The following is a 19,803-nucleotide window of genomic DNA, read 5'->3' on the forward strand; positions in this document are numbered from 1 at the left end:
TTAGCCTTTTAAAGCTAAATAAATTTGTTCGGCCAAACGTTGACTAATACCAGGAACTTTGGCTAGGTCAGCCGCACTGGCGTTTTGTAATGCTTGTAAGCCGCCAAACTGACGTAATAATTCACGTCGCCGTTTCGCACCGATACCAGGAATATCTTCCAGCGCTGAAGTACGTCGTTTTTTTGCGCGTCGACCTCGGTGCCCAGTAATAGCAAAACGATGGGCTTCATCGCGTATGCTTAAAATCGCTCGTAATGCCAAGGAATCCGCAGGCAAGCTAATAGGCTGCGCACGATTGGAAAAATATAAACTTTCCAGACCCGATTTTCGACCCGGACCTTTCGCTACGCCGATGAGAAGGATACCATTAATCTGTAGCTCCTCTAGGACTTGTTCAGCTTGCTTGAGTTGACCTTTGCCACCATCGATAAGCAACACATCCGGTAAATTTTCTTCTTCATTTTTCAAATGCTTATAACGGCGCAACAACGCTTGACGCATTGCTGCATAGTCATCGCCAGGAGTAACATCCTCAATATTAAAGCGTCGATAGTCCATTTTTCGTGGACCTTGCTCATCAAATACCACACACGAGGCAACGGTCGCTTCGCCTTGCGTATGACTGATATCAAAACATTCTATGCGCTGTGGCATATTATCCAAGCGCAATGCCGTTTGCAAACATTCGAGTTGCTTATAAAAGGCCAATTTATCGGAAAGATGCGCTACTAAAGCCTGTCGTGCATTTTCATGTGCCAAGCTTAACCAGTGCTTTTTTTCACCACTGGGTTTATTTAATAATTTAACTTTATGTCCTGAACGCTCAACTAAAGTGGCCCTTAACCATTCTTGTTCAGGTAGCTTTAACGAAATAACAATCTCCTCAGGAATGGTATGCGAAATTTCAGTTTGCAAATAAAATTGCTCGATAAAAGCCGATAATACTTCCGCGGTTTTATGTTTTGCAGGTACATCAGGGAAGTAGGCTTTACCACCTAATAATCGACCATGGCGCACATTCAACACATATAAAACATAATGCGACGTTTGTTGTGCTAAGCCAATAATATCCAGATTACCCTGGCCGGTAGTAATCACTTGTTGCTGTTGAATCTCACGCAGCGCGGCAATCTGATCGCGCAAACGCGCGGCGGTCTCATAATCTAATCCCTGCGCTGCCCTTTCCATTTGTTCAGCGATATCATCGATAACAGTTTGATTTTTGCCTTGTAAAAATAACACCGTATTTGTCACATCCCGCTGATAATTTTCTGGTGTAATAAGTCCGACACAAGGAGCGGTACAGCGTTTGATTTGGTATTGCAAGCACGGCCTGGTGCGATTGCGAAAAAAACTATCTTTACAAGAACGAATTCTAAATAATTTCTGCAATAAATTGATAGTTTCTCTGACGGCCAGGATACTTGGGAACGGTCCAAAATAGCGATAATCCTTTGTGCGTGCACCGCGATAAAACGCTAAACGCGGATAACTTTGGTGTTTGCTAAGAATAATATACGGGTAGCTTTTATCATCGCGTAACAAAATATTGTAACGCGGCTTCAATTGTTTAATGAGATTACTCTCTAACAATAAAGCTTGATTTTCGGTTTCTGTGGCGGTGGTTTCAATGGCCGTCACCTGTCGCATCAGCAACGCCACGCGACTACTTTGCTGACCACGGAAATAGCTACTGACACGTTTTTTTAAATGCCGCGCTTTGCCCACATACAATACTTGCTGCTCGGCGTTCAAAAATAAATAAACACCCGCACTTTGACTGATAAAAGCCAGTTGCTGTTTTAGATTCGTCGCATCCGCACCAAGCTTCACAGAATCACCTACAGAATACCCAATAAACCATCATACTAATGAATATACCTCGCGAACTTCAAGCTGCGCAATGCAAAAAAGTGTAACCATCGTCATTGCGAGCACGCAGTGCTTATTCGTCATTGCGAGCACCGTAGGTGCGCGGCAATCTAGACATTCGCTCGCCATGCGCTGACTTCTCATCTCTTGAAAATCTGCATCGCGAGATGGAAACATATCAAGATGCTATATCGCATCTTGATATGCAACGAGGTAAATTTTATTTATTTAAGTTATCAAAGATTTGTTTAACCGTTTTCAAAGCAGGTAAATTAGGGAACTGCGTAGCCAAAGCGTCGACTAAAACGCCTACGCCTTTAAAACCGGTTTTGGTGGTAACCTGCTGTTGATTCAGTTCCTTAGAAGCATTAACTTGTTGGTTTTGTTGGCTCTTAAGCTGATCTTTAATCATTTGCACTTCGTGGCGTAACTCTGCACAACAATCGCTGTCTTGTGCCCAAACCGGACTCACTGCAAAAAACGCTAATAAGAATAATGTGACTGGTTTTAATAAAGACATCTGAAGTAACCTCCTTCGCTATACCATGCGCTCTAAACTGAGTATCGATCAGAAATATTACTCACCCGGTTTAGAATCGCCCCATTTTAATACTAAGCAAAAGAAGCATAGTCTATCGGCTAAACTTATGCTAAATGCTTAATTTTTAACCGAGTACACACTTCGCAACGTCAAATTTTGAGACGAATATCTGTCTGTTTAATGCGCATTCCTATTTTTTGCCTAAACTAAGATCGTCATGACGAACGAATGGAATGAGCGTGGCCTTCTACAATTTGAATTTATTTTTAGATTGCCGCGCGCTACGCGCTCGCAATGACGATTAATTTTTCCTCTACTCGCAATGACAAGTTTTTAATGATCAACAACCAGGTAATATTTTTATTACCTGATCAGAAAAAAAAGGGTAAACGCTTGTTGTTATCATTTACTAGATAAAGTAAGGTGTCAGTGAAAGTTGTTTACTTTCTAAAAAAAATCAAAATATTATAAGGAAATTTTTATGCTTAATACAAAACATATTATCATCTCTTTATCCTCATTAATGATATTTAATGAGGATATTATGAAAACGGAATTTAAACCTCTGATTAATGTTTTTTCTAATTCTGCCCTCGATGTTACTAGGGTGATTTTATCTCGTATGTTTAATAAAGGAGATGAAGCAGAAAATAGACTAAGCGAGCAAAAAAATAAAAAATATTTGCTTAAAATTCCCACGCTTTCCTTTCCCAATGTAATTAATTACCAACTAGGCATAATTAATACCGATCAGTTTATCGATAACCTTAGAAAATCACTGGCTATGGCAAAAGGTGATGGAAAGCCTGATGGTACAATTGAAAGTAAATTAGGATCTTCCTGGAAATCAGGTATTGAATTAGCTGGAAACGCCACAGAAAAATTAAATGATTTAATTGTTTGCGCCAATAATGACCAAAAAATTTATCTGATAAGCGATATTGATCCTTTACATGCTGAAAAAATTTTAAGCTTGTTCAGTGAAATATGTCCTAATTATTACTCGGAAAATTTACCTGAAGCAATTACTCCCAATCAACCTATTGAAATTGCCAAAAATATTTATTTGTGTCCCTCATATATTTACGGAGCAATGATTGAACCGCAAGCTTCAAGTTTTTTTTCTAGCTTATTTAAATCATCAAAGACAAGTCTAATTACTGAAGTAATAAATTCTTTAGATTCAGATAAGGATATATTATTTGTCAGTGACAATAAAAAAGAAACTTGCATAGCCAAAAAATTGGGAATGACTACTACAAGCACCGATCATTTTTATGACCAGATAAAACCAACTGTCAATCTTACTGAAACAAAAATTGATTTCATAAATGAATGTTTTCCATCTGCAAGCAAACTATGCGTACCAAACAATTCTCCTTCTAACACGGATATAACAGAACATACTGCCGAAAAAAAATTAAGTTTTTCAAGATAATATTTTTAGCCAACCAATTAAAGGAAGAAACGTTTCTTCCTTTAAATCGGATTTATCAAATAAATACTCATTTAGAAAACAGAAAAATATTCAATAAAAATCAAAGCTTTTATAAGGAATTTTTATGCCTCATTCAAAAAACATCATCGTTCCTTTATCGACATTAATTAAATTTAATGAACATATATTTAAAGAAACAATGATGTCTTTACGTAAAATTGAAACCATCCCCTCCCATGATGCCTATTTTATCGCACGTTACTTTATGCATTATTATCTTACTGCGCGGTTACTCTTTAACCCAGTAGAGAATACACTGGAAGAGGTGCGCGCGGCGGGCGTGCAAGAAGAAAAGGCAGCTTACGCTCAGTTAATAGAAAAACAATTATCTTCTCCTTATAGGATGCAATATAATCGGGGTGCAATAAATACTGAACAGTTTTTCGATCAATTATTTAACGCTTTAACGTTATCTTCTGATGATAAGCAAACTCAAATAGATAAAGATAGCTTAAAACATGCCTGGAATTCAGCAATTGAATTGTCAGAGAACGCAGCAAATAAATTAAATTACTTAATTGATCAAGCTAATCACGATCAAAGGATTTATCTGGTAGGTGATAGTGATCCACTATATGCCGAAAAAATCTTAGCTCTATTTAAACAGGCATCTCCCATTAACTGGAAATTCCCTAAAGATACTGCCAAAAATCAATCTATTAAAATTGCTAGAAATATTTATTTGTGTTTATCATATACTTATGGAGAATCAATACAGCCATCATCTAGCCATTCTATTTCCAGCTTATTTAAAACACCCAGATCAAGTTTGATTTCTAAAGTCATATATTCTTTACAGAGTAAAAATATATTATTTGTTAATGATGACAAAAAAGAAAAAATTATAGTAAAAAATTCCAACATGATATTTATGTCTGAAACTAATTTTTATAATCAGCTAGAACCAAATTCTGCTAATGAAACTGCCAGTTCCGTATCATCTAAAACTAGATTTACTCATTAAATAAACTTATTTATTATTCTAATGAATAAGCTATTTTTCCGTCGAACTTTTTTAAAAATAATTTATATTTAAGTAGAATTATTAGTGCTTGTCACTGCGTTAGAAAAAAAGTAAGATAAAAATTGAAATTTAATAAAAAAGGATTTTTATGCCAAACTTTCTGGAGCAAAAAAATATTTTAATCGTGCCTTTATCTGCATTTATTGTCTTTAATAAAGGAATAGCCGGAGAAAAATTCGCCAATTTATCCGGAAAATTTTTTGATGAAATGTTTAGTTGCGACGAGGAAATAAAAGAGCATGAGGAATTTAGTAAAAAAATAACGGAGAAGATTCTGAGCTCTAAACTCGTAGCTGATTTTAATCTAGGAAAAAAAACCAAGCAGGAATTCATTTTGGAATTATTGAGATTTTTAAAATTACCTAGCGAAAAAGCAGCTGAGGCTAAAGTCGCCTGGAACGCGCTACTTAATTTTGATAAAAAATTAACGAGTGTATTTGAGGCCTTACTTAATTTAACACAACAAGGAACATCGATTTATTTTATTGGCAATACGAATGAACTACATGCCGAAAAAATCTTAGATCTGTTTGCATTGAATGCTATCAGCACATTATCATTTTCAGATAAGCTATCCGGTCCCGCATTAGCCTTACCGCTAGCGATTAGTCAGTCCTCGAGTTCGGGATTAAATTGTCCTGGTTCAGCATCACAATGCGGTACGGTGTATTTTTGTTTATCCTATGCTTATAAAACCTTGCTCGAGCAACCGCGCGGTTTATTGACTAAGTTATTTACCACTAAACCTACTCCTGGCTTACTCGCGCATCTAAAAGTCTATTTAAATGACATTAGCAAGACTAAAAAAGATGATATTTTATTAGTGAACCCCTACGAAAAAAATAATACGATAACTAAAAAATTAGCACTAGAAACTATTTCCAAAGAAAAATTTTATACGGACCTATTAGCGTTTCCTGTAGATACTGCTGTTACAACCATGCAAGCGCTTAAACTCGTCGAAGTACATTCTATGCCAACAAACCTGTCTGCGGATGATAATATGTCGGCATTACAAGCAGCTGGGTCGGCTGGGCGCAGCACCCACCTATCAAGTCCAACCGCACACTAAGCTTTTTTTATGAGCTTAACTTTTTTAATACAAAAAACCAGGGAACAACTATGCTACCGATAACTAACTCCATGTTTCAAGATTATCAAACTTATATTGTTAATTTATCTGCTATTCATAAACTAAAACCCATTTCCGAGGTTCTCAATCAATTTGCTGATTTGCATTATACGTATGCACAGAGTTGGCTAGGGAAATGGTATAGCAAGATGTGGGTCAGCTTAAAATACCTAAGTTTGAATCGATCAATTAATGATTACAAACTGGGAAAAGTAGATACCGATACCTTTATCAGCAAGTTAAAAGAAATTTTTTATTTTATTCCAGCCGATAAAAACCCTGAAAAACTTCTAGAAGCCGCTTGGAATTCATTGATAGCCTGGGATATTGAATCAACTGCAAGGTTGAAAAGCGTGCTAGATAAAAACAAGCCTATTTATTTTATATCCAATACGAATCCGTTGAATATCAAAAAAATCATCCAATTATTCCAAGATAATTGTCCTAATGATTGGCAGCTACCTGAAGAAACAGAAGCTAAACCTTTAGCAATTGCCAAGAATTTTTATCTTTGCCCCTCTTATCTGTTTAAAGAATTTAAAGAAGGTACGCCTGGTTTAATCAGTGACCTTGTGGATAGATTTCTTAAAGAAACAAAACCAGAAAATATACTCCTGGTGAGTCAATATCAACCGGATTTAGCTAAGGCAGAGGCATTAGGTATTGAAAGTAGACCAGCCGATGAATTTTTTCCAAAAGTTCCGGCGCCAGCAGCAGTACAAAGCTCTTTAAATAATACCGTGTGTGTGACTAGCCCTACAACTACAGCTGTTTTTCCACTTCCTAATAACATTTTAGCGAGCAGTCAGCAAAGTTTTTTCGGAACAATTCCTAAGAATGAAGAAAATCCAGCCGCTACAACTTCAGAAAAGACTCCCCTACTTCACAAATAAAAACTAGAAAAATAATCCGGAGGAAAAAACTTATTCCTCCGGATTTTCCTGGGATTTATCGGTATAACCTTCTTCTTCTTCCAATAAACCGTAACGCAGCGCGAGATGGGTTAACTCAACATCGTTATGCACACCTAATTTTTCATAGAGACGATAGCGATAGGTGTTCACGGTTTTAGGACTTAAACAAAGTTTTTTGGCAATACCATTCACTTTAGTCCCATGCGTGACCATATACATCACTTGTAATTCACGTTCAGAAAGTTGCGCAAACGGCGATTTGGAAGCGTCAGAAACCTGACGTAAGGCCATTTTTTGCGCGATCTCTAAAGTAATATAGATTTGACCCGCAACCACTTTACGAATCGCGGTGATTAATTCTTCAGCATTGGTATTTTTAGTAATATATCCTGCCGCTCCAGCACGAACCAATCGATCTGGAAAAGGACCTTCACTAAATACCGTCACAACGATAATTTTAAGTTTAGGATTGACACGTATCAAACGGCGTGTTGCATCTAAACCACCTATTCCAGGCATTTTTAGATCCATCAACACCACATCGGGTTTGGTTTCCTTTACTAAATTAATGGCAGCTTCGCCACTTTCGGCTTCACCGATAACATTAATATCACGAACATCCTCTAACAAGCGCTTCATGCCTAAACGTACTAAGGCATGATCGTCAACGATAACGACGTTAATCATGGAACGCCAACTCCTCTTGTCAATTTCATTTTTTTGGCGGAGGGACAGGGATTCGAACCCTGGAAGGAGTTGCCCCCTTGACGGTTTTCAAGACCGTTGCTTTCAACCGCTCAGCCATCCCTCCTACTTTAATCAGTAGCTACGGCTATCTTAGCATAAACTATATAGGATGTAGACTATAAAGAAATACGTCAAACACTGAGTTGAAATTACGCAATTAACTTTATTGAAGACATCCTTTCATAGCATCGTGCGCAGGATTTGACGTTTTTGTTTAAAAAATTTCTGTAATTTTTCTGAACAAGTTTCTGCTAACACTCCATCGGTAAAATCAAAGCTATGATTAAGACCTTTGAAAAGCTGCCGTTGTGACATTATCACGCCAAAACGCGAATCATACGCACCAAACACCACCCGTTTAATTCGGGCTTGGATCATCGCGCCGACGCACATTAAACAAGGTTCTAAAGTAACATACAATGTCGACTCTAATAAACGATGATTTTTTAGCCGTTTGGCCGCTTGTCGCAGCAACAAAATTTCAGCATGCGCGGTAGGATCACATTGCGTGCGAGTTTGATTATAAGCAGTAGCGATGATTTCTTTGTTTAGCACTAAGACCGCACCGATGGGAACTTCGTTAGACATTTCTGCCAACTCCGCCGCTTTTAAAGCTAAGTGCATGTAGGTAATATCATTCTGCAGAGCGTTCATACCAAGATAAAAAAAACCGTCATGGCGAGCAAATAAAATGCGTGTGACCATCCAGTTTATAACCTTCTCTGGATGGCCGCGCGCTAAGCACTTGCGATGACGAGTAAATTATTAGAATTCCACATCTTATCGATAGGAAGTGGCAAAAAATAGACCATTTATCTTAGATTTATTTTTTACCATTACACATTTTACAATGATCACAGCCACAATGGCAGGCTTTATGTGAACGCGGGCAGCACAAATATTTGATCAATGCACCCACGGCTAAAATTGGCAGCATAATATCAAAGAAACGCGAAACCATGACTATGGTATCAACCGATTCCGGTTTCGCAAGACTTGCAGCAATAGCCATCAGAACAGCAATAATAATCACTATTGCTGGAAAGAATTTACGACACATATCAAGGTCTCCTTGCAATTTTAAAGGTTAGGGTCTCGTATGACACTGAGCAGCAAATACTATCATAGTTGGATTTTATTGTCTTTGCCTAACCGCTTCGAATAAACAGATCCCAGCCGCGACGGAAACGTTTAAGCTGCTGACACTACCGGCCATCGGAATAGCAATCAAGCCATCGCAACGCTCTTTGCTTAAACGGCGCAAACCTTTACCTTCAGCACCTAATACCAACGCCAAAGGTCCGGTTAATGCCGTATCATAAATAAGTTGGGTGGCGGATTGATCTAAACCATAACACCACACTCCAGCCTTTTTTAACTTCTCTAAGCAAGTGGCTAAATTTGTGACCGTGAAAAGTGGCGTCATTTCTGCGGCACCGGCAGCTATTTTTCGCACACTGGGCGTCAAGCTAACCGAACGATCCTGTGGAATAATCACCGCGTCTGCGCCCGCTGCATTGGCAGAACGTAAACAGGCACCTAAGTTATGCGGATCCTGAACCTCATCTAATACTAATAAAAACGGCGGTGACGTTTCGTTTGCTAGGCACTGATCGACTAAACTAAACAAATCGCGCTCGTTTAGTTGCGCCGAAATTTTGATCTCTGCTAACACGCCTTGATGCACCGCACCCTGAGCCCATACCTCACATTTAAGCTTTGATAACGTTTGGATAGGAATATGCTGATATTCAGCCAATTGCACGATCTCTAACATACGTTTATCTTCGCGACCTTCTTGGCGATAGAGTTGGCATATTCTTTCTGGATGTGATTTTAATAACGCGGTAATCGCATGAAAACCAAAAATAAATTCTTTTTTAATCATATGACTCATGATAGAATGTTTCACCATAATATGGACAAGAAAGCTGAGGATAAAGCAGTGCCACAGATCTTAACACTTCAGATTAACCCAGAAAATTTAAATTTTTTAAACCAATATAAAAAAAAAATCTTTTATCGCTAAGCCAACAGTGTTTTATTCAAGAAATTGAAGAAACTTATAGCAGACTATCTCAATTAAAAAAACAAGAACTTCTCGAATTCACTGGAGAAAACGAATTTGAACTCTCTCGTGGAATTTTTTATGCTATAACAAAGTCCTTAAGAGAAAAAATGCCTCAAGAAAAAATCAGCTTAGAAAATCTACAAGCTGCACTTGAAAATGACTTACACATTAAAGACAAACAAACCTTATCCTTTATCACATTATGCTTAGTAGAGCCGGTCTGGCTCCCGGGCGGACTGTCAGCACTGGTTTGTTCTTTGCTATCATCAACCTCATATTTTTGCACTAACCAAAACCCTTCAACTTCATTAAAGGCTGTTGCTGAAAACAACCAAATTGTTTTTCATCTCAATTTACATATAAAAACGCTCGATGATGAAAAAATTCTTCCCAGAGGTACTGCCACAATCCGCTTTACTTTCGATAACATCACACAAGTAAAACTTTTACCTATCAATATGAAATTTATTTTTCCTAATGAAGAAGAAGCAGAACAGTTTCAACAAAAATTAACTGAAGAATTTAAGGGTTGGTTATTACTTCCGAATGAATTGAATAATATACAAATTAAGCTTCAGCAACGGCATAATGTCAATATGGATGTATGGGTAATATCTAGCTTATTCGGCCTATTAATTGGATTAATTGCCATGATTAGTTTTATCACTTTCAGCTTAAGCTTTATTTCAGTGTTAATATTACCTCCCATAGGTTTAGCATTAGGTTTATGTTTAGCAAGTTGTATGCATACCTATTTGCATATGAACACTAAAAAAGAACAAGAAAAACTTAAACGACCGATACGTCTATTTAATGGAAACCCATCTATCAACCATCACAGTAGACCAACGACCTCATTTTTTGTGCATCCTAGCCCTGATCACTCTCGAGTTTCTGAAATTAGTTTTAAACATCATTGATAACGCAAACTATTTTCGCTTTTTATATTTTTTTGCTTTTTTTATGGATTTTTGAAGTTCTGGTTCGACCAGTTCAAAATCTATTTTTCGTTGATCGAGATCAACACGCCCTACTCGCACCTGTATCCTATCGCCCAAACGATACACTATTCCGGTACGTTCACCTTGCAAGCAATGCCGACTCGCATCAAATTGGTAATAATCATTATGCAAGGCGGTTACATGCACTAAACCTTCCACATAAATATTTTTCAACTCAACAAATAAACCAAAGCCGGTGACATTAGTGATAATGCCATCAAAGCTTTCACCGACACGATCCCGCATGTATTCACATTTTAACCAATCTAATACTTCGCGTGTCGCTTCATCGGCGCGTCGTTCGGTCGTCGAGCAATGTTCACCTAAACGCGATATCGTGACCTTATCATAGAAAAAATTCTTGGCTTTGCGTTTGGCTAAAACATGGCGTATGGCTCGATGCACTAACAAATCCGGATAACGACGGATCGGTGAAGTAAAGTGGGCATAAGCATCGAATGCCAAACCAAAATGACCAATATTTTCCGGACTATAAATTGCTTGACTCAAGGAACGCAACATCACCGTTTGGATTAAATGCGCATCTGGCCGGTCGGCAATTAATTTTAACAACGTTGAATAATCTTCCGGTGTGACGATCTTTTTATTTGGAAAACGTAAACCTAATTCCGCTAGAAAACTTTTCAAGTCTGCTAATTTTTCCGCAGCCGGTGCCGCATGGATACGATATAAGGTCGGAATTTTAGCTTTCAATAAAAAATGCGCGGCAGAAACATTGGCCAGTAACATACATTCTTCAATGATACGATGCGCTACGGTGCGAACAGTGGGAATAATCTGCTTAATTTTTCGATCCGGCCCAAAAATAACTTGCGTTTCAGTCGTTTCAAAATCAATCGCGCCGCGTGCTTCGCGCGTTTGGCGCAGCAACTGGTATAAGCTATGCAGATTTTGTAAATGCGGTAATAAATTTTTATACGCTGGCGGACATTTATTCGTGTTTAACCATGTCGCGACCTCATTGTAAATCAAACGTGCTCTAGAATGGATCACCGCCGGATAAAATTGAAAGCGTTTTAACTCGCCCTTACTAGAAATCAACATATCGCAAACCATACACAGTCGATTGACTTTAGGCTTTAATGAGCATAACTCATTGGATAGCACTTCCGGCAACATCGGTAACACACTGTTTGGAAAATACACTGAATTTCCGCGTGCTTCGGCTTCTTTATCTAGTTCACTTTGTGGATTGATATAATGACTCACATCGGCTATGGCTACCACTAAACGCCATTGTTTTTTTTGTCGTTCACAATACACCGCATCATCAAAATCTTTGGCATCCGCACCATCAATCGTAACAAACGCTAAATCTTGTAAATCAACCCGATTTTCTTCTTCATCGCTCGGTAACACACCGGCTTGCAAAGCGTCAATTTCTTCCTGGACCGAATCAGGCCAGACATGCGGAAGATTATAATTACGTATCGCTATTTCTATCTCTAAACCCGGCGCCATATGTTCGCCGAGTATCTCGGTAATGCGACCAATCGCTTGTTGACGAAAACTAGGAAAGCGAGTTATTTCGACAACAACAATCTGTCCGGAAGTTGCCGCACTTTCATCGTCCACGCCGATTAAAATATCTTGTGTAATACGATTATTCGATGGCACGACAAACGCGACACCCTTCTCTTTGAAAAAACGCCCGACTAGAGATGGCGTATTCCGTTCTAATACTTCAGCGATCACACCTTCACGTCGATTACGTCTATCGGTTCCTATTACGCGCGCTAACACTCTATCGCCATGAAAAACCAACTGCATTTGTCGCGCACTTAAATACAGATCATCACTGCCATCATCCGGAACTAAAAAGCCAAATCCATCGCGATGGCCAATAATTCGACCGCGTACCAAATTCATTTTATCTGGCAAACCATAACCTTCACGCCGCGTTAAAACAATTTGTCCGTCGCGTTCCATCGCTCGCAAACGTCGTCGCAAGGCTTCTTGGCGCTCGGGATCATCGCTTAAGCCCAAAAGTTGATTGAGTTCATCACGTTTGACCAGATGACCACATTTTTTTAAGAAGTCTAAAATGTATTCGCGACTAGGAATGGGATTATCGTATTTACCCGCTTCACGTGCCGCATACGGATCAACAAACTGTTTCGGTTTTTTTGCCATAGTTATCACTAATTAATGAGTTGGATGCACACCACACTCTTGAAAATTCAGAATCGTTCCAACGGTTAAATGACAGCTGGCCATAAGATGCTAAGGTCATTACGACTTCATCCTAAACTATATTTAGTATTATGTCGCCTGTATAGCGCATGACTGCCTGCATTTGTTTTATTTTAGTCTCACATACAATAATAAATATGCAGTCAAAGGATGTTTAGAAACACTGTCCACCTCGGAAAGGATTCCCTAGCCGTAGAAAGTGTAACGTTAATGACCATTGCAAGCACTAAGGCCTATCATGCTGCGCTACTCTATTTTGTGGCAAATCCCTGCACAATGGGCCAAAAAACTTCCACTACCTATTATGAAGACGGACTATTAGTCGTTGATCAAGGTCGTATACTCGACATTGGTCCAGCAAAGACTTGTTAACTCATCTGTCTCCTGACATCTCCGTTACGCATTATCCACACGCACTGATCGTTCCTGGATTTATCGAATGGCCACGCTCATTACATTCGCTCGCCATGACGTCATTTCTCTTCATCATTGCCACAGCGCGTTATAATAAGACGTCATTGCGAGCGCGGAGCGCGCGGCAATCTATACTCACAGTAAACACAACAAAAAATTCAAGTGCGAAGAGTATTCTATAAATCACCATATAAACTTTGCAATATACTCACTGCGGCTAAACCGGCGGTTTCTGCTCTTAAAACCCGCGGTCCCAGTTGTATAGGACTATAAGTCGCGACGCGAGCACACTTCAGCTCGTTTTCAGACCAGCCGCCTTCGGGTCCCACCAATACCGCAACACTCTGACAACGCGGTAAAGAATTGATATTTTGCTTGACGCAAGGCTGTAAAATGATCCGCTGCTCAGCTTTTATCGACGTGGTAGCAACATCAAAGGTCATGGGATTTTCGAGTTTCGGCAAACGTGTTCTTCCCGATTGTTCACAGGCAGCGAGCATCACACCTTGCCAATGTAAACTACGTTTTTGCCAACGTTCGGGTGCTAATTTGAGTGTACTGCGTGCTGTTATCAAGGGTATAAAGCGTGTCACACCCAATTCCACGGCTTTTTGCAACACGTAATCCATTTTATCAGAGCGCAATACGGCTTGCGCTAAGGTAATTTGCAAAGACGATTCACGGCTCACAGCATCAAATTCACCGAGCTTTACCGTTACCACGCTTTTGCTTAGTTCAATAATAATTGCCCGAAATTCTCCCGCTTTACCATTGAATACAATAAAGTCATCTCCGACCTGCAAACGCAGTACGCGGATTAAATGCCCTGCCGCCTCTTTAGATAAGTTGAGTATTTGCCCGGCGCTTAAAGCTTGTGGTTGATAGATACGAGTGAGACGCATAGAATGTTAACAACCTCAATAGCCTATTGATAAATTTTTATGCACAAGATTCTTGTCATTATTTTAGCGGTTTTCTTGAGCAGCTGTGCGAGTTTTAACCAAGCCCCGACACCGCTCCCTAAACCCAAAATAATTAATCACTATCTTCCCTGGGCACAACGCAAAGCGCAACTGAATGCTATACAAAATTTTCGTGTCAATGGCAACCTTGTCATACACCAAACATCCGGCCGTGGTGTGAATGCCTCGTTCAGCTGGGAACAGACCTATCCTAATTATCAACTCAGCTTTTTTGGGCCCTTAGGATCACAAGGCGCGGTACTTACCGGAAGTCCTAAGCAAGTCAGTTTAACCACGCATCAACAAACCTACCATGCGCAAAGCCCAGAACAACTCTTACATGATCAATTAGGTTTAAATTTACCCGTATCACAATTTTATTATTGGTTACGCGGTCTACCGGCGCCACAATCCCGTTATACCACCAATCTAGATGCATATAATCGACTCATGCAACTACGGCAATCCGGTTGGCGCGTGGTTTATCGGCACTTTACTAACATTGGAAAAATTGATTTACCGGATCGTATCGATCTGTCCAATTGCCAATGGCAAGTCCGTATCATACTTAATCATTGGGACATTAACTAATACTCTTATACTTTTATACGCTTAGCAATTGAATTTTTTTCTGCATTGTCGCTCAACTCGCAATCCTTATGTATAATCCAGGAACGAAGGTTGCTTCTCAACGCGATCCACTCAAAAAAACCCAATTGCTGTGAGTATAACACCGTGTACTATTGGCCAGCTCCCGCTAAATTAAATCTTTTTTTACATCTTACCGGTCGTAGAGCCGATCGTTATCATGAACTGCAAACCGTTTTTCAACTCATTGACTACTGCGATGAATTAAGTTTTACACCGCGCAGTGACCCACAAATTAATTGCACGTGTTTATCATTACTTAACCCGGTCAGCGCGGCGATCATTCCCGATGCCGATAACTTAGCCATTAAAGCGGCACGCTCATTACAAGATAGAAATAAAAACTTGCCCGGCGTTGATATATTGATCAAAAAACGTATTCCTATAGGTGGCGGTTTAGGGGGTGGTAGTTCCAATGCAGCAACAACACTCGTTGTGTTAAATCATTTATGGAACATGCATCTTCCTTTAGACGAATTATTAAACTTAGGTATCACACTCGGCGCCGATGTACCGGTATTTATTCATGGACTAAGCAGTTGGGCTGAAGGTATTGGCGAGAAACTACAAGCGTTACCGTTACCTGAAACTTGGTTTGTGGTAATGATTCCACCACTGACTATTTCCACCGCAAAACTTTTTTCACATCCGCGATTGACATACAACACGACACCCATCAAAATACAAACCTTTTTAGGCGGATCATTAAATACACATAATGATTTTGAACACATCGTTAGGCAGGAATATCCTATGATTGCGGAGGGCTTAGACTTCTTAAATCATTATGCTCCTGCTCGATTATCAGGGACCGGAGCGGCTATTTTTGCCACACTTAAGTCAAAAATAGCCGCTGAAACGCTGCTAGAAAAAATTAAAGCGCCCTATCGGGGCTTTGTCTGTAAAGGGTTAACCACTTCACCTTTACGACAAATAATGAAAAATTGGGGTGTCGCCAAGTGGTAAGGCACCGGGTTTTGATCTCGGCATTCCTAGGTTCGAATCCTAGCACCCCAGCCACCATTCATCCGTTCTTCTTATTTTTTTATTTAACACGATGAGGTTCCTCTGTGTCTGAAATGATGCTCTTTACTGGTAACGCTAACCGACCTTTAGCAGAAAAAGTCGCTAAACATTTAGGCAAGGAATTAGGTAAAGCCACCGTCGGTCACTTTAGTGACGGTGAAATCATGGTAGAGATCTTAGAAAATGTCAGAGGACAAGACGTATTTGTTATGCAACCAACCTGTCCGCCGGTTAATACTAATTTAATGGAACTCATCATTATGGCCGATGCCTTGCGTCGTGCCTCGGCTAAACGCATTACCGCCGTTGTTCCCTATTTTGGCTACGGTCGCCAAGATCGACGCATACGTTCGTCACGTGTTCCGATTACTGCGCGTGTCGTTGCAGACATGATGACCGCTGTTGGCATTAGTCGGTTACTAACCGTCGATTTACATGCCGATCAAATCCAAGGTTTTTTTGACATTCCGGTAGACAATGTCTACGCCACACCTGAAATCTTAAAGGATATGGAAGGTCAAAAGATTTATAAAGGTGATGAGCAATTAATTGTCGTATCGCCGGATGTCGGTGGTGTCGTCAGAGCGCGAGCCATTGCCAAGCGCTTCAATGATGCGGATATTGCCATCATCGATAAACGCCGTACCGGTCCGAATAAAACCGAAGTCATGCATATTATCGGTGAAGTAAAAGACCGCAATTGTTTATTAGTTGATGATATTGTCGATACGGGTGGCACACTCTGTTTAGCCGCGAAATCCTTAAAAGAAAATGGCGCTAATTTAATTATGGGGTATTGCACACATCCCGTCTTATCCGGCAATGCCATTAACGATATTCAAAACTCATGTATCAATGAACTGGTCGTCACCGATACCGTACCCTTAAGCGATGCAGCACGACATTGCAAGAAAATTCGCCAACTGAGTTTGAGTGATATGTTAGCGAAAACGATTTGTCGCATTAATTCCGAAGAATCTGTCAGTTCAATGTTTGTTGATTAATCATTAGTTTTTAAACGGCAAGGTATCATACTTCTGGATTAATTTTTTTGAACATCCATGTTCAACTTTTTTACTGTCAACTGGCGCAAGCGCGCGTGACCTGATTATTAACTTCAAGATCTTGTTCCTCTTCAGTATCGATATTTTTAGGAAGTGAAAACAAATGTGATCCTGCTAATCTTGAAGGTTTAGGTTTTAGCTTACGATCAACCACAGGAGCAGGTTTAAGATCGCGACGCACCTTAGGAGCTTCTGAAGTTTCTTCTCGAATGGAAACGTTTGTAGATACTTGCTCAGCATTAGATTGAGCAGCGTTATAAAAAGGATTTTCTTCAAAAATAGTAAGTCTGTCTCCCGGTACTTGGGAAGACGCTTGCTGATCGATCACTTTGGGACTGTTAGGCAATATGTAGTTAAGTTCGCATATTCTTTCTTTGCAAGTTACTAGTTTTTCAAGTGTGTTGCTATATTGCTGCTGATAAGTTTTTAACTCTGCAGTTTCTTCCTGGGATACTGCTAAGGTATTTTCTAAGTTCTTTTCAATGATAGCTTTTTTTTCTAGTAAACTTTTTTCTATTTCAACTTGTAACGATAATTCTTGTTTATCTAATAAGACCACTCTCGCTTTGCTTTCGGATTTTAAATCTTTACTGCTGTTAGCTATGCTCGCTTCAAACTCTCGGTTTTTTTGAATTAAACAAACATATGCATCTCTAGTACGAAATAATTCAGCTGTTAATTGATCATACTGACTACCATGTGCATTTTTAATTTGTTCTTCCAATATTGTTGCTTTTTCATGTTCATGTTTAAAATTTCTATCAAATTCACCGCGCAACGACTGCCTAATTTCCTTCAATTCAGATTGTAGATTATGTTTTTCTTGATTAGCACTTATTAATTCGTTTTTGATTTCAGTTAAAACCTTCAGATCCCCATCTTTAAAACAATCTTTAAAACAATTTTTAATTTTCGTCTCAAGCTTTTCTATTTCTTCAAAGCTACACTGTAACTTTTCTTGTAATTGATTTGTTTGCTTAATAAATTTAGAATACGTTAAAACTTCTGCATAATCTGTACGCTCTTCAGCCAGCTTCCCTAGAAAAACATTTTGGGGTGGCAACAGATCCAGTTTGGCATAAATTACGAGATCTGCTGATGAAGAAGATGAAGGTTTATTCACTAACTCCTCATAAGCAGCTGTTTCTTGTTCACGCTGTGTTTGAGCTCGTTGTGCTGGCTTATGCTCTAATTCAGCTTTAAAATCTGGTTTTGTGTTGGAAATGTTTGGCATTAATTTTTCCTCATTGTTATTTTCTAATATCTTAATATTTTTCACTGATCCCCGCACTAAGTTATAGTTATTTGCAATATCATTTTGCATTCGCAAAAGAGGTCCAAAATGTGGAAACTGAGCGGCGATCGACTTCAAGGTTTTCTTTGATAAAGCGGGTAATGTTTGTAAATCTTTGCTTAGAAAATCATGCGAGGTACAATTTTCAGTGAACTTAGTTTGCTGCATTATCTTAATTTCTTGTTTACAATCATTCCATGTCTGCTGAAACTTTACTGAGTAAGAAATATCTGGATAGTGCTCTGCATCCGCATCTGGCTTTCTTAATACTATCGCTCTTATATGCGCGTTAATGAGGTCTTCTTTGTTTTTTAATTTGAGATCGAGCAATTTAGCTTCTGCGTTTAACTCTTTAGTATGATCTTTTAACTTAGCTTTTATCTGTTTCGTAGGAGAATTTTTTAGTTCTGCTTGCGCATTTGCTATCCCGATATTTATTCCATTTAAAGTCTGTTCTATTTCATACCTTAATGCAAATTGATGCGCTAAAGGTGTTATGCTTAAACCCTTACTTTCTGCAATAGGATCCGCCCCATTTAACACTAAATCGTAGACCAACTCGGCAGAATCTGCAGCATAAAGTGGTGTCATAGGTTCATCCTCACTCACTTCTCCTCGCAGACCTAAGCTATCAGCATTTATAATGATGTTTTTTTTTGCCGTGTTGTTTGCTACTAGAGAATGTTGCGCTATCAGTTCCTCAGCTCTTTGTATAGAATAGTTATCAACTTCAACTCCCACTTTTTCACATATTTTATGATCCAGCTGGGATAATTTTTTTAGGTAAGGTACAACAGGCTCAGAAATTCCGTTTGCTAAAATAGCTTGAACGTCCTGTGTATAAAGTTCACGAAGAGCTTCAGAACATAAAAGACCGAGCTCATAGTTTATTCGGATTTTTAATCCCTCCGCCTCTTCTTCACTCATTTCTTCTTCAGACAACTCTGCAGCTAATTCTTTTTGAGTATTGATAAGTTGCAAGGTTCTTTGCGGAAAATCACGCAACTGCTTTTTTAATCCAGCATTCGCTAAAATTTTTTTAATCTCGGTATCCCTGCGTCGGTGATTTTCATCTAATTCCCGAATTAGCTGTTCGCGTTTATTTACAATATTAAGATATCTTTTAGCTTTGGGATCTTGACTAATTTTCCCATCTATTTCACGAAGAGCGGTGTCTATAATTTTTTCCTGTTCAAAATAAGAAAGCAAATTCTGCATAGGCACAGAATCAAACATTTCTGCTTGATACGAAAATTTCATTGCAGGCATAGCTTATTTCCTATTTATTTTTATTATTTTTGCTAATGACTTTTAAAACGATTTGTCTTACATATATTAATTGAGGAGTATTAAATAAAACTTAAAGGACGGTCTATTTCTA

At 38.9% G+C, this 19,803-nt stretch carries 18 protein-coding genes and 2 tRNA genes; 10 read left to right on the top strand and 10 right to left on the bottom strand.

The features are described 5' to 3' along the window. Complete coding sequence (uvrC, locus tag AAHF87_RS01665) at window positions 1-1,833, bottom strand: excinuclease ABC subunit UvrC (RefSeq protein ID WP_342146564.1); 1,833 nt, start codon at window positions 1,831-1,833, stop codon at window positions 1-3. A gap of 259 nt (window positions 1,834-2,092) precedes the next feature. After that, window positions 2,093-2,392 (bottom strand): hypothetical protein, encoded by a 300-nt coding sequence (locus tag AAHF87_RS01670; RefSeq protein WP_342146565.1) that lies wholly within the window; start codon window positions 2,390-2,392, stop codon window positions 2,093-2,095. Between the two features lie 502 nt (window positions 2,393-2,894). Between AAHF87_RS01670 and AAHF87_RS01675 the strand changes: the two genes are divergently transcribed. From AAHF87_RS01675 to AAHF87_RS01690, 4 genes are all read left to right on the top strand, one after another. Continuing rightward, complete coding sequence (locus AAHF87_RS01675) at window positions 2,895-3,851, top strand: hypothetical protein (protein ID WP_342146566.1); 957 nt, start codon at window positions 2,895-2,897, stop codon at window positions 3,849-3,851. Between the two features lie 124 nt (window positions 3,852-3,975). After that, window positions 3,976-4,875 carry a hypothetical protein gene (locus AAHF87_RS01680; RefSeq protein ID WP_342146569.1) on the top strand — a complete coding sequence of 300 codons (900 nt, stop codon included), beginning with the start codon at window positions 3,976-3,978 and terminating at the stop codon, window positions 4,873-4,875. Window positions 4,876-5,023: 148 nt separating this feature from the next. Beyond that, entirely contained in the window at window positions 5,024-6,007 is a 984-nt protein-coding gene (locus tag AAHF87_RS01685; protein ID WP_342146571.1) for a hypothetical protein, read from the top strand. 50 nt (window positions 6,008-6,057) lie between these two features. Further along, window positions 6,058-6,960, top strand: a complete 903-nt coding sequence (locus AAHF87_RS01690; protein ID WP_342146573.1) for a hypothetical protein — start codon at window positions 6,058-6,060, stop codon at window positions 6,958-6,960. 30 nt (window positions 6,961-6,990) lie between these two features. Here AAHF87_RS01690 and uvrY read toward each other — a convergent pair whose 3' ends face one another. From uvrY to rlmB, 5 genes are all read right to left on the bottom strand, one after another. Next, the gene (uvrY, locus tag AAHF87_RS01695; RefSeq protein WP_342146574.1) at window positions 6,991-7,668 is read right to left on the bottom strand and encodes a UvrY/SirA/GacA family response regulator transcription factor; all 678 of its coding nucleotides are present in this window, start codon (window positions 7,666-7,668) and stop codon (window positions 6,991-6,993) included. Window positions 7,669-7,702: 34 nt separating this feature from the next. Next, window positions 7,703-7,792: transfer RNA gene (locus tag AAHF87_RS01700), tRNA-Ser, on the bottom strand. Window positions 7,793-7,908: 116 nt separating this feature from the next. After that, complete coding sequence (tadA, locus tag AAHF87_RS01705) at window positions 7,909-8,433, bottom strand: tRNA adenosine(34) deaminase TadA (protein ID WP_342146575.1); 525 nt, start codon at window positions 8,431-8,433, stop codon at window positions 7,909-7,911. A 118-nt stretch (window positions 8,434-8,551) separates the two neighbouring features. Then, window positions 8,552-8,788, bottom strand: coding sequence for a hypothetical protein (locus AAHF87_RS01710; protein ID WP_342146577.1), 237 nt, complete (start codon window positions 8,786-8,788; stop codon window positions 8,552-8,554). A 75-nt stretch (window positions 8,789-8,863) separates the two neighbouring features. Further along, a complete protein-coding gene (gene rlmB, locus AAHF87_RS01715; RefSeq protein ID WP_342146578.1) occupies window positions 8,864-9,616 on the bottom strand; it encodes a 23S rRNA (guanosine(2251)-2'-O)-methyltransferase RlmB in 753 nt (250 codons plus the stop codon). A gap of 290 nt (window positions 9,617-9,906) precedes the next feature. On the opposite strand from rlmB, the gene AAHF87_RS01720 reads away from it, so the two are divergent. Next, complete coding sequence (locus AAHF87_RS01720; protein ID WP_342146579.1) at window positions 9,907-10,719, top strand: hypothetical protein; 813 nt, start codon at window positions 9,907-9,909, stop codon at window positions 10,717-10,719. A 9-nt stretch (window positions 10,720-10,728) separates the two neighbouring features. On the opposite strand, the gene rnr is transcribed toward AAHF87_RS01720, so the two are convergent. After that, window positions 10,729-12,954 carry a ribonuclease R gene (gene rnr / locus AAHF87_RS01725; RefSeq protein WP_342146581.1) on the bottom strand — a complete coding sequence of 742 codons (2,226 nt, stop codon included), beginning with the start codon at window positions 12,952-12,954 and terminating at the stop codon, window positions 10,729-10,731. A gap of 210 nt (window positions 12,955-13,164) precedes the next feature. On the opposite strand from rnr, the gene AAHF87_RS01730 reads away from it, so the two are divergent. Then, window positions 13,165-13,386: a hypothetical protein gene (locus AAHF87_RS01730; protein WP_342146583.1), complete on the top strand. Its 222-nt coding sequence runs from the start codon at window positions 13,165-13,167 to the stop codon at window positions 13,384-13,386. 218 nt (window positions 13,387-13,604) lie between these two features. Here AAHF87_RS01730 and AAHF87_RS01735 read toward each other — a convergent pair whose 3' ends face one another. Then, window positions 13,605-14,330 (bottom strand): 16S rRNA (uracil(1498)-N(3))-methyltransferase, encoded by a 726-nt coding sequence (locus AAHF87_RS01735; RefSeq protein ID WP_342146585.1) that lies wholly within the window; start codon window positions 14,328-14,330, stop codon window positions 13,605-13,607. A 39-nt stretch (window positions 14,331-14,369) separates the two neighbouring features. On the opposite strand from AAHF87_RS01735, the gene lolB reads away from it, so the two are divergent. The 4 genes from lolB to AAHF87_RS01755 all read left to right on the top strand — a co-directional run bounded on the left by lolB (window position 14,370) and on the right by AAHF87_RS01755 (window position 17,068). Next, the gene (lolB, locus tag AAHF87_RS01740) at window positions 14,370-14,981 is read left to right on the top strand and encodes a lipoprotein insertase outer membrane protein LolB (RefSeq protein WP_342146587.1); all 612 of its coding nucleotides are present in this window, start codon (window positions 14,370-14,372) and stop codon (window positions 14,979-14,981) included. Window positions 14,982-15,125: 144 nt separating this feature from the next. Then, entirely contained in the window at window positions 15,126-16,004 is an 879-nt protein-coding gene (gene ispE / locus AAHF87_RS01745) for a 4-(cytidine 5'-diphospho)-2-C-methyl-D-erythritol kinase (protein ID WP_342146588.1), read from the top strand. Further along, window positions 15,984-16,058, top strand: a tRNA-Gln gene (locus tag AAHF87_RS01750). Before ispE ends, AAHF87_RS01750 begins: the two co-directional genes overlap by 21 nt. A 59-nt stretch (window positions 16,059-16,117) precedes the next feature. After that, window positions 16,118-17,068, top strand: coding sequence for a ribose-phosphate pyrophosphokinase (locus AAHF87_RS01755; protein ID WP_342147857.1), 951 nt, complete (start codon window positions 16,118-16,120; stop codon window positions 17,066-17,068). A gap of 76 nt (window positions 17,069-17,144) precedes the next feature. Here the strand turns inward: AAHF87_RS01755 and AAHF87_RS01760 are convergent, their stop codons facing one another. Then, window positions 17,145-19,691 (bottom strand): hypothetical protein, encoded by a 2,547-nt coding sequence (locus tag AAHF87_RS01760; RefSeq protein WP_342146589.1) that lies wholly within the window; start codon window positions 19,689-19,691, stop codon window positions 17,145-17,147. Between the last annotated feature and the right edge of the window lie 112 nt (window positions 19,692-19,803).

Origin of the sequence: Rickettsiella endosymbiont of Aleochara curtula (assembly GCF_964030935.1) — a bacterium.
In the GTDB taxonomy this organism is placed as follows: Bacteria; Pseudomonadota; Gammaproteobacteria; order Diplorickettsiales; family Diplorickettsiaceae; genus Aquirickettsiella.

Bases quoted from the DNA above. Each gene is read 5' to 3' on its own strand.
- rlmB (WP_342146578.1), bottom strand. From the start codon at position 9,616: ATGATTAAAAAAGAATTTATTTTTGGTTTTCATGCGATTACCGCGTTA.
- AAHF87_RS01720 (WP_342146579.1), top strand. From the start codon at position 9,907: ATGCCTCAAGAAAAAATCAGCTTAGAAAATCTACAAGCTGCACTTGAA.
- tadA (WP_342146575.1), bottom strand. From the start codon at position 8,433: ATGGTCACACGCATTTTATTTGCTCGCCATGACGGTTTTTTTTATCTT.
- AAHF87_RS01690 (WP_342146573.1), top strand. From the start codon at position 6,058: ATGCTACCGATAACTAACTCCATGTTTCAAGATTATCAAACTTATATT.
- AAHF87_RS01755 (WP_342147857.1), top strand. From the start codon at position 16,118: ATGATGCTCTTTACTGGTAACGCTAACCGACCTTTAGCAGAAAAAGTC.
- AAHF87_RS01735 (WP_342146585.1), bottom strand. From the start codon at position 14,330: ATGCGTCTCACTCGTATCTATCAACCACAAGCTTTAAGCGCCGGGCAA.
- AAHF87_RS01710 (WP_342146577.1), bottom strand. From the start codon at position 8,788: ATGTGTCGTAAATTCTTTCCAGCAATAGTGATTATTATTGCTGTTCTG.
- rnr (WP_342146581.1), bottom strand. From the start codon at position 12,954: ATGGCAAAAAAACCGAAACAGTTTGTTGATCCGTATGCGGCACGTGAA.
- lolB (WP_342146587.1), top strand. From the start codon at position 14,370: ATGCACAAGATTCTTGTCATTATTTTAGCGGTTTTCTTGAGCAGCTGT.
- AAHF87_RS01760 (WP_342146589.1), bottom strand. From the start codon at position 19,691: ATGCCTGCAATGAAATTTTCGTATCAAGCAGAAATGTTTGATTCTGTG.
- AAHF87_RS01680 (WP_342146569.1), top strand. From the start codon at position 3,976: ATGCCTCATTCAAAAAACATCATCGTTCCTTTATCGACATTAATTAAA.
- AAHF87_RS01670 (WP_342146565.1), bottom strand. From the start codon at position 2,392: ATGTCTTTATTAAAACCAGTCACATTATTCTTATTAGCGTTTTTTGCA.
- AAHF87_RS01730 (WP_342146583.1), top strand. From the start codon at position 13,165: ATGTTTAGAAACACTGTCCACCTCGGAAAGGATTCCCTAGCCGTAGAA.
- uvrY (WP_342146574.1), bottom strand. From the start codon at position 7,668: ATGATTAACGTCGTTATCGTTGACGATCATGCCTTAGTACGTTTAGGC.
- AAHF87_RS01685 (WP_342146571.1), top strand. From the start codon at position 5,024: ATGCCAAACTTTCTGGAGCAAAAAAATATTTTAATCGTGCCTTTATCT.
- AAHF87_RS01675 (WP_342146566.1), top strand. From the start codon at position 2,895: ATGCTTAATACAAAACATATTATCATCTCTTTATCCTCATTAATGATA.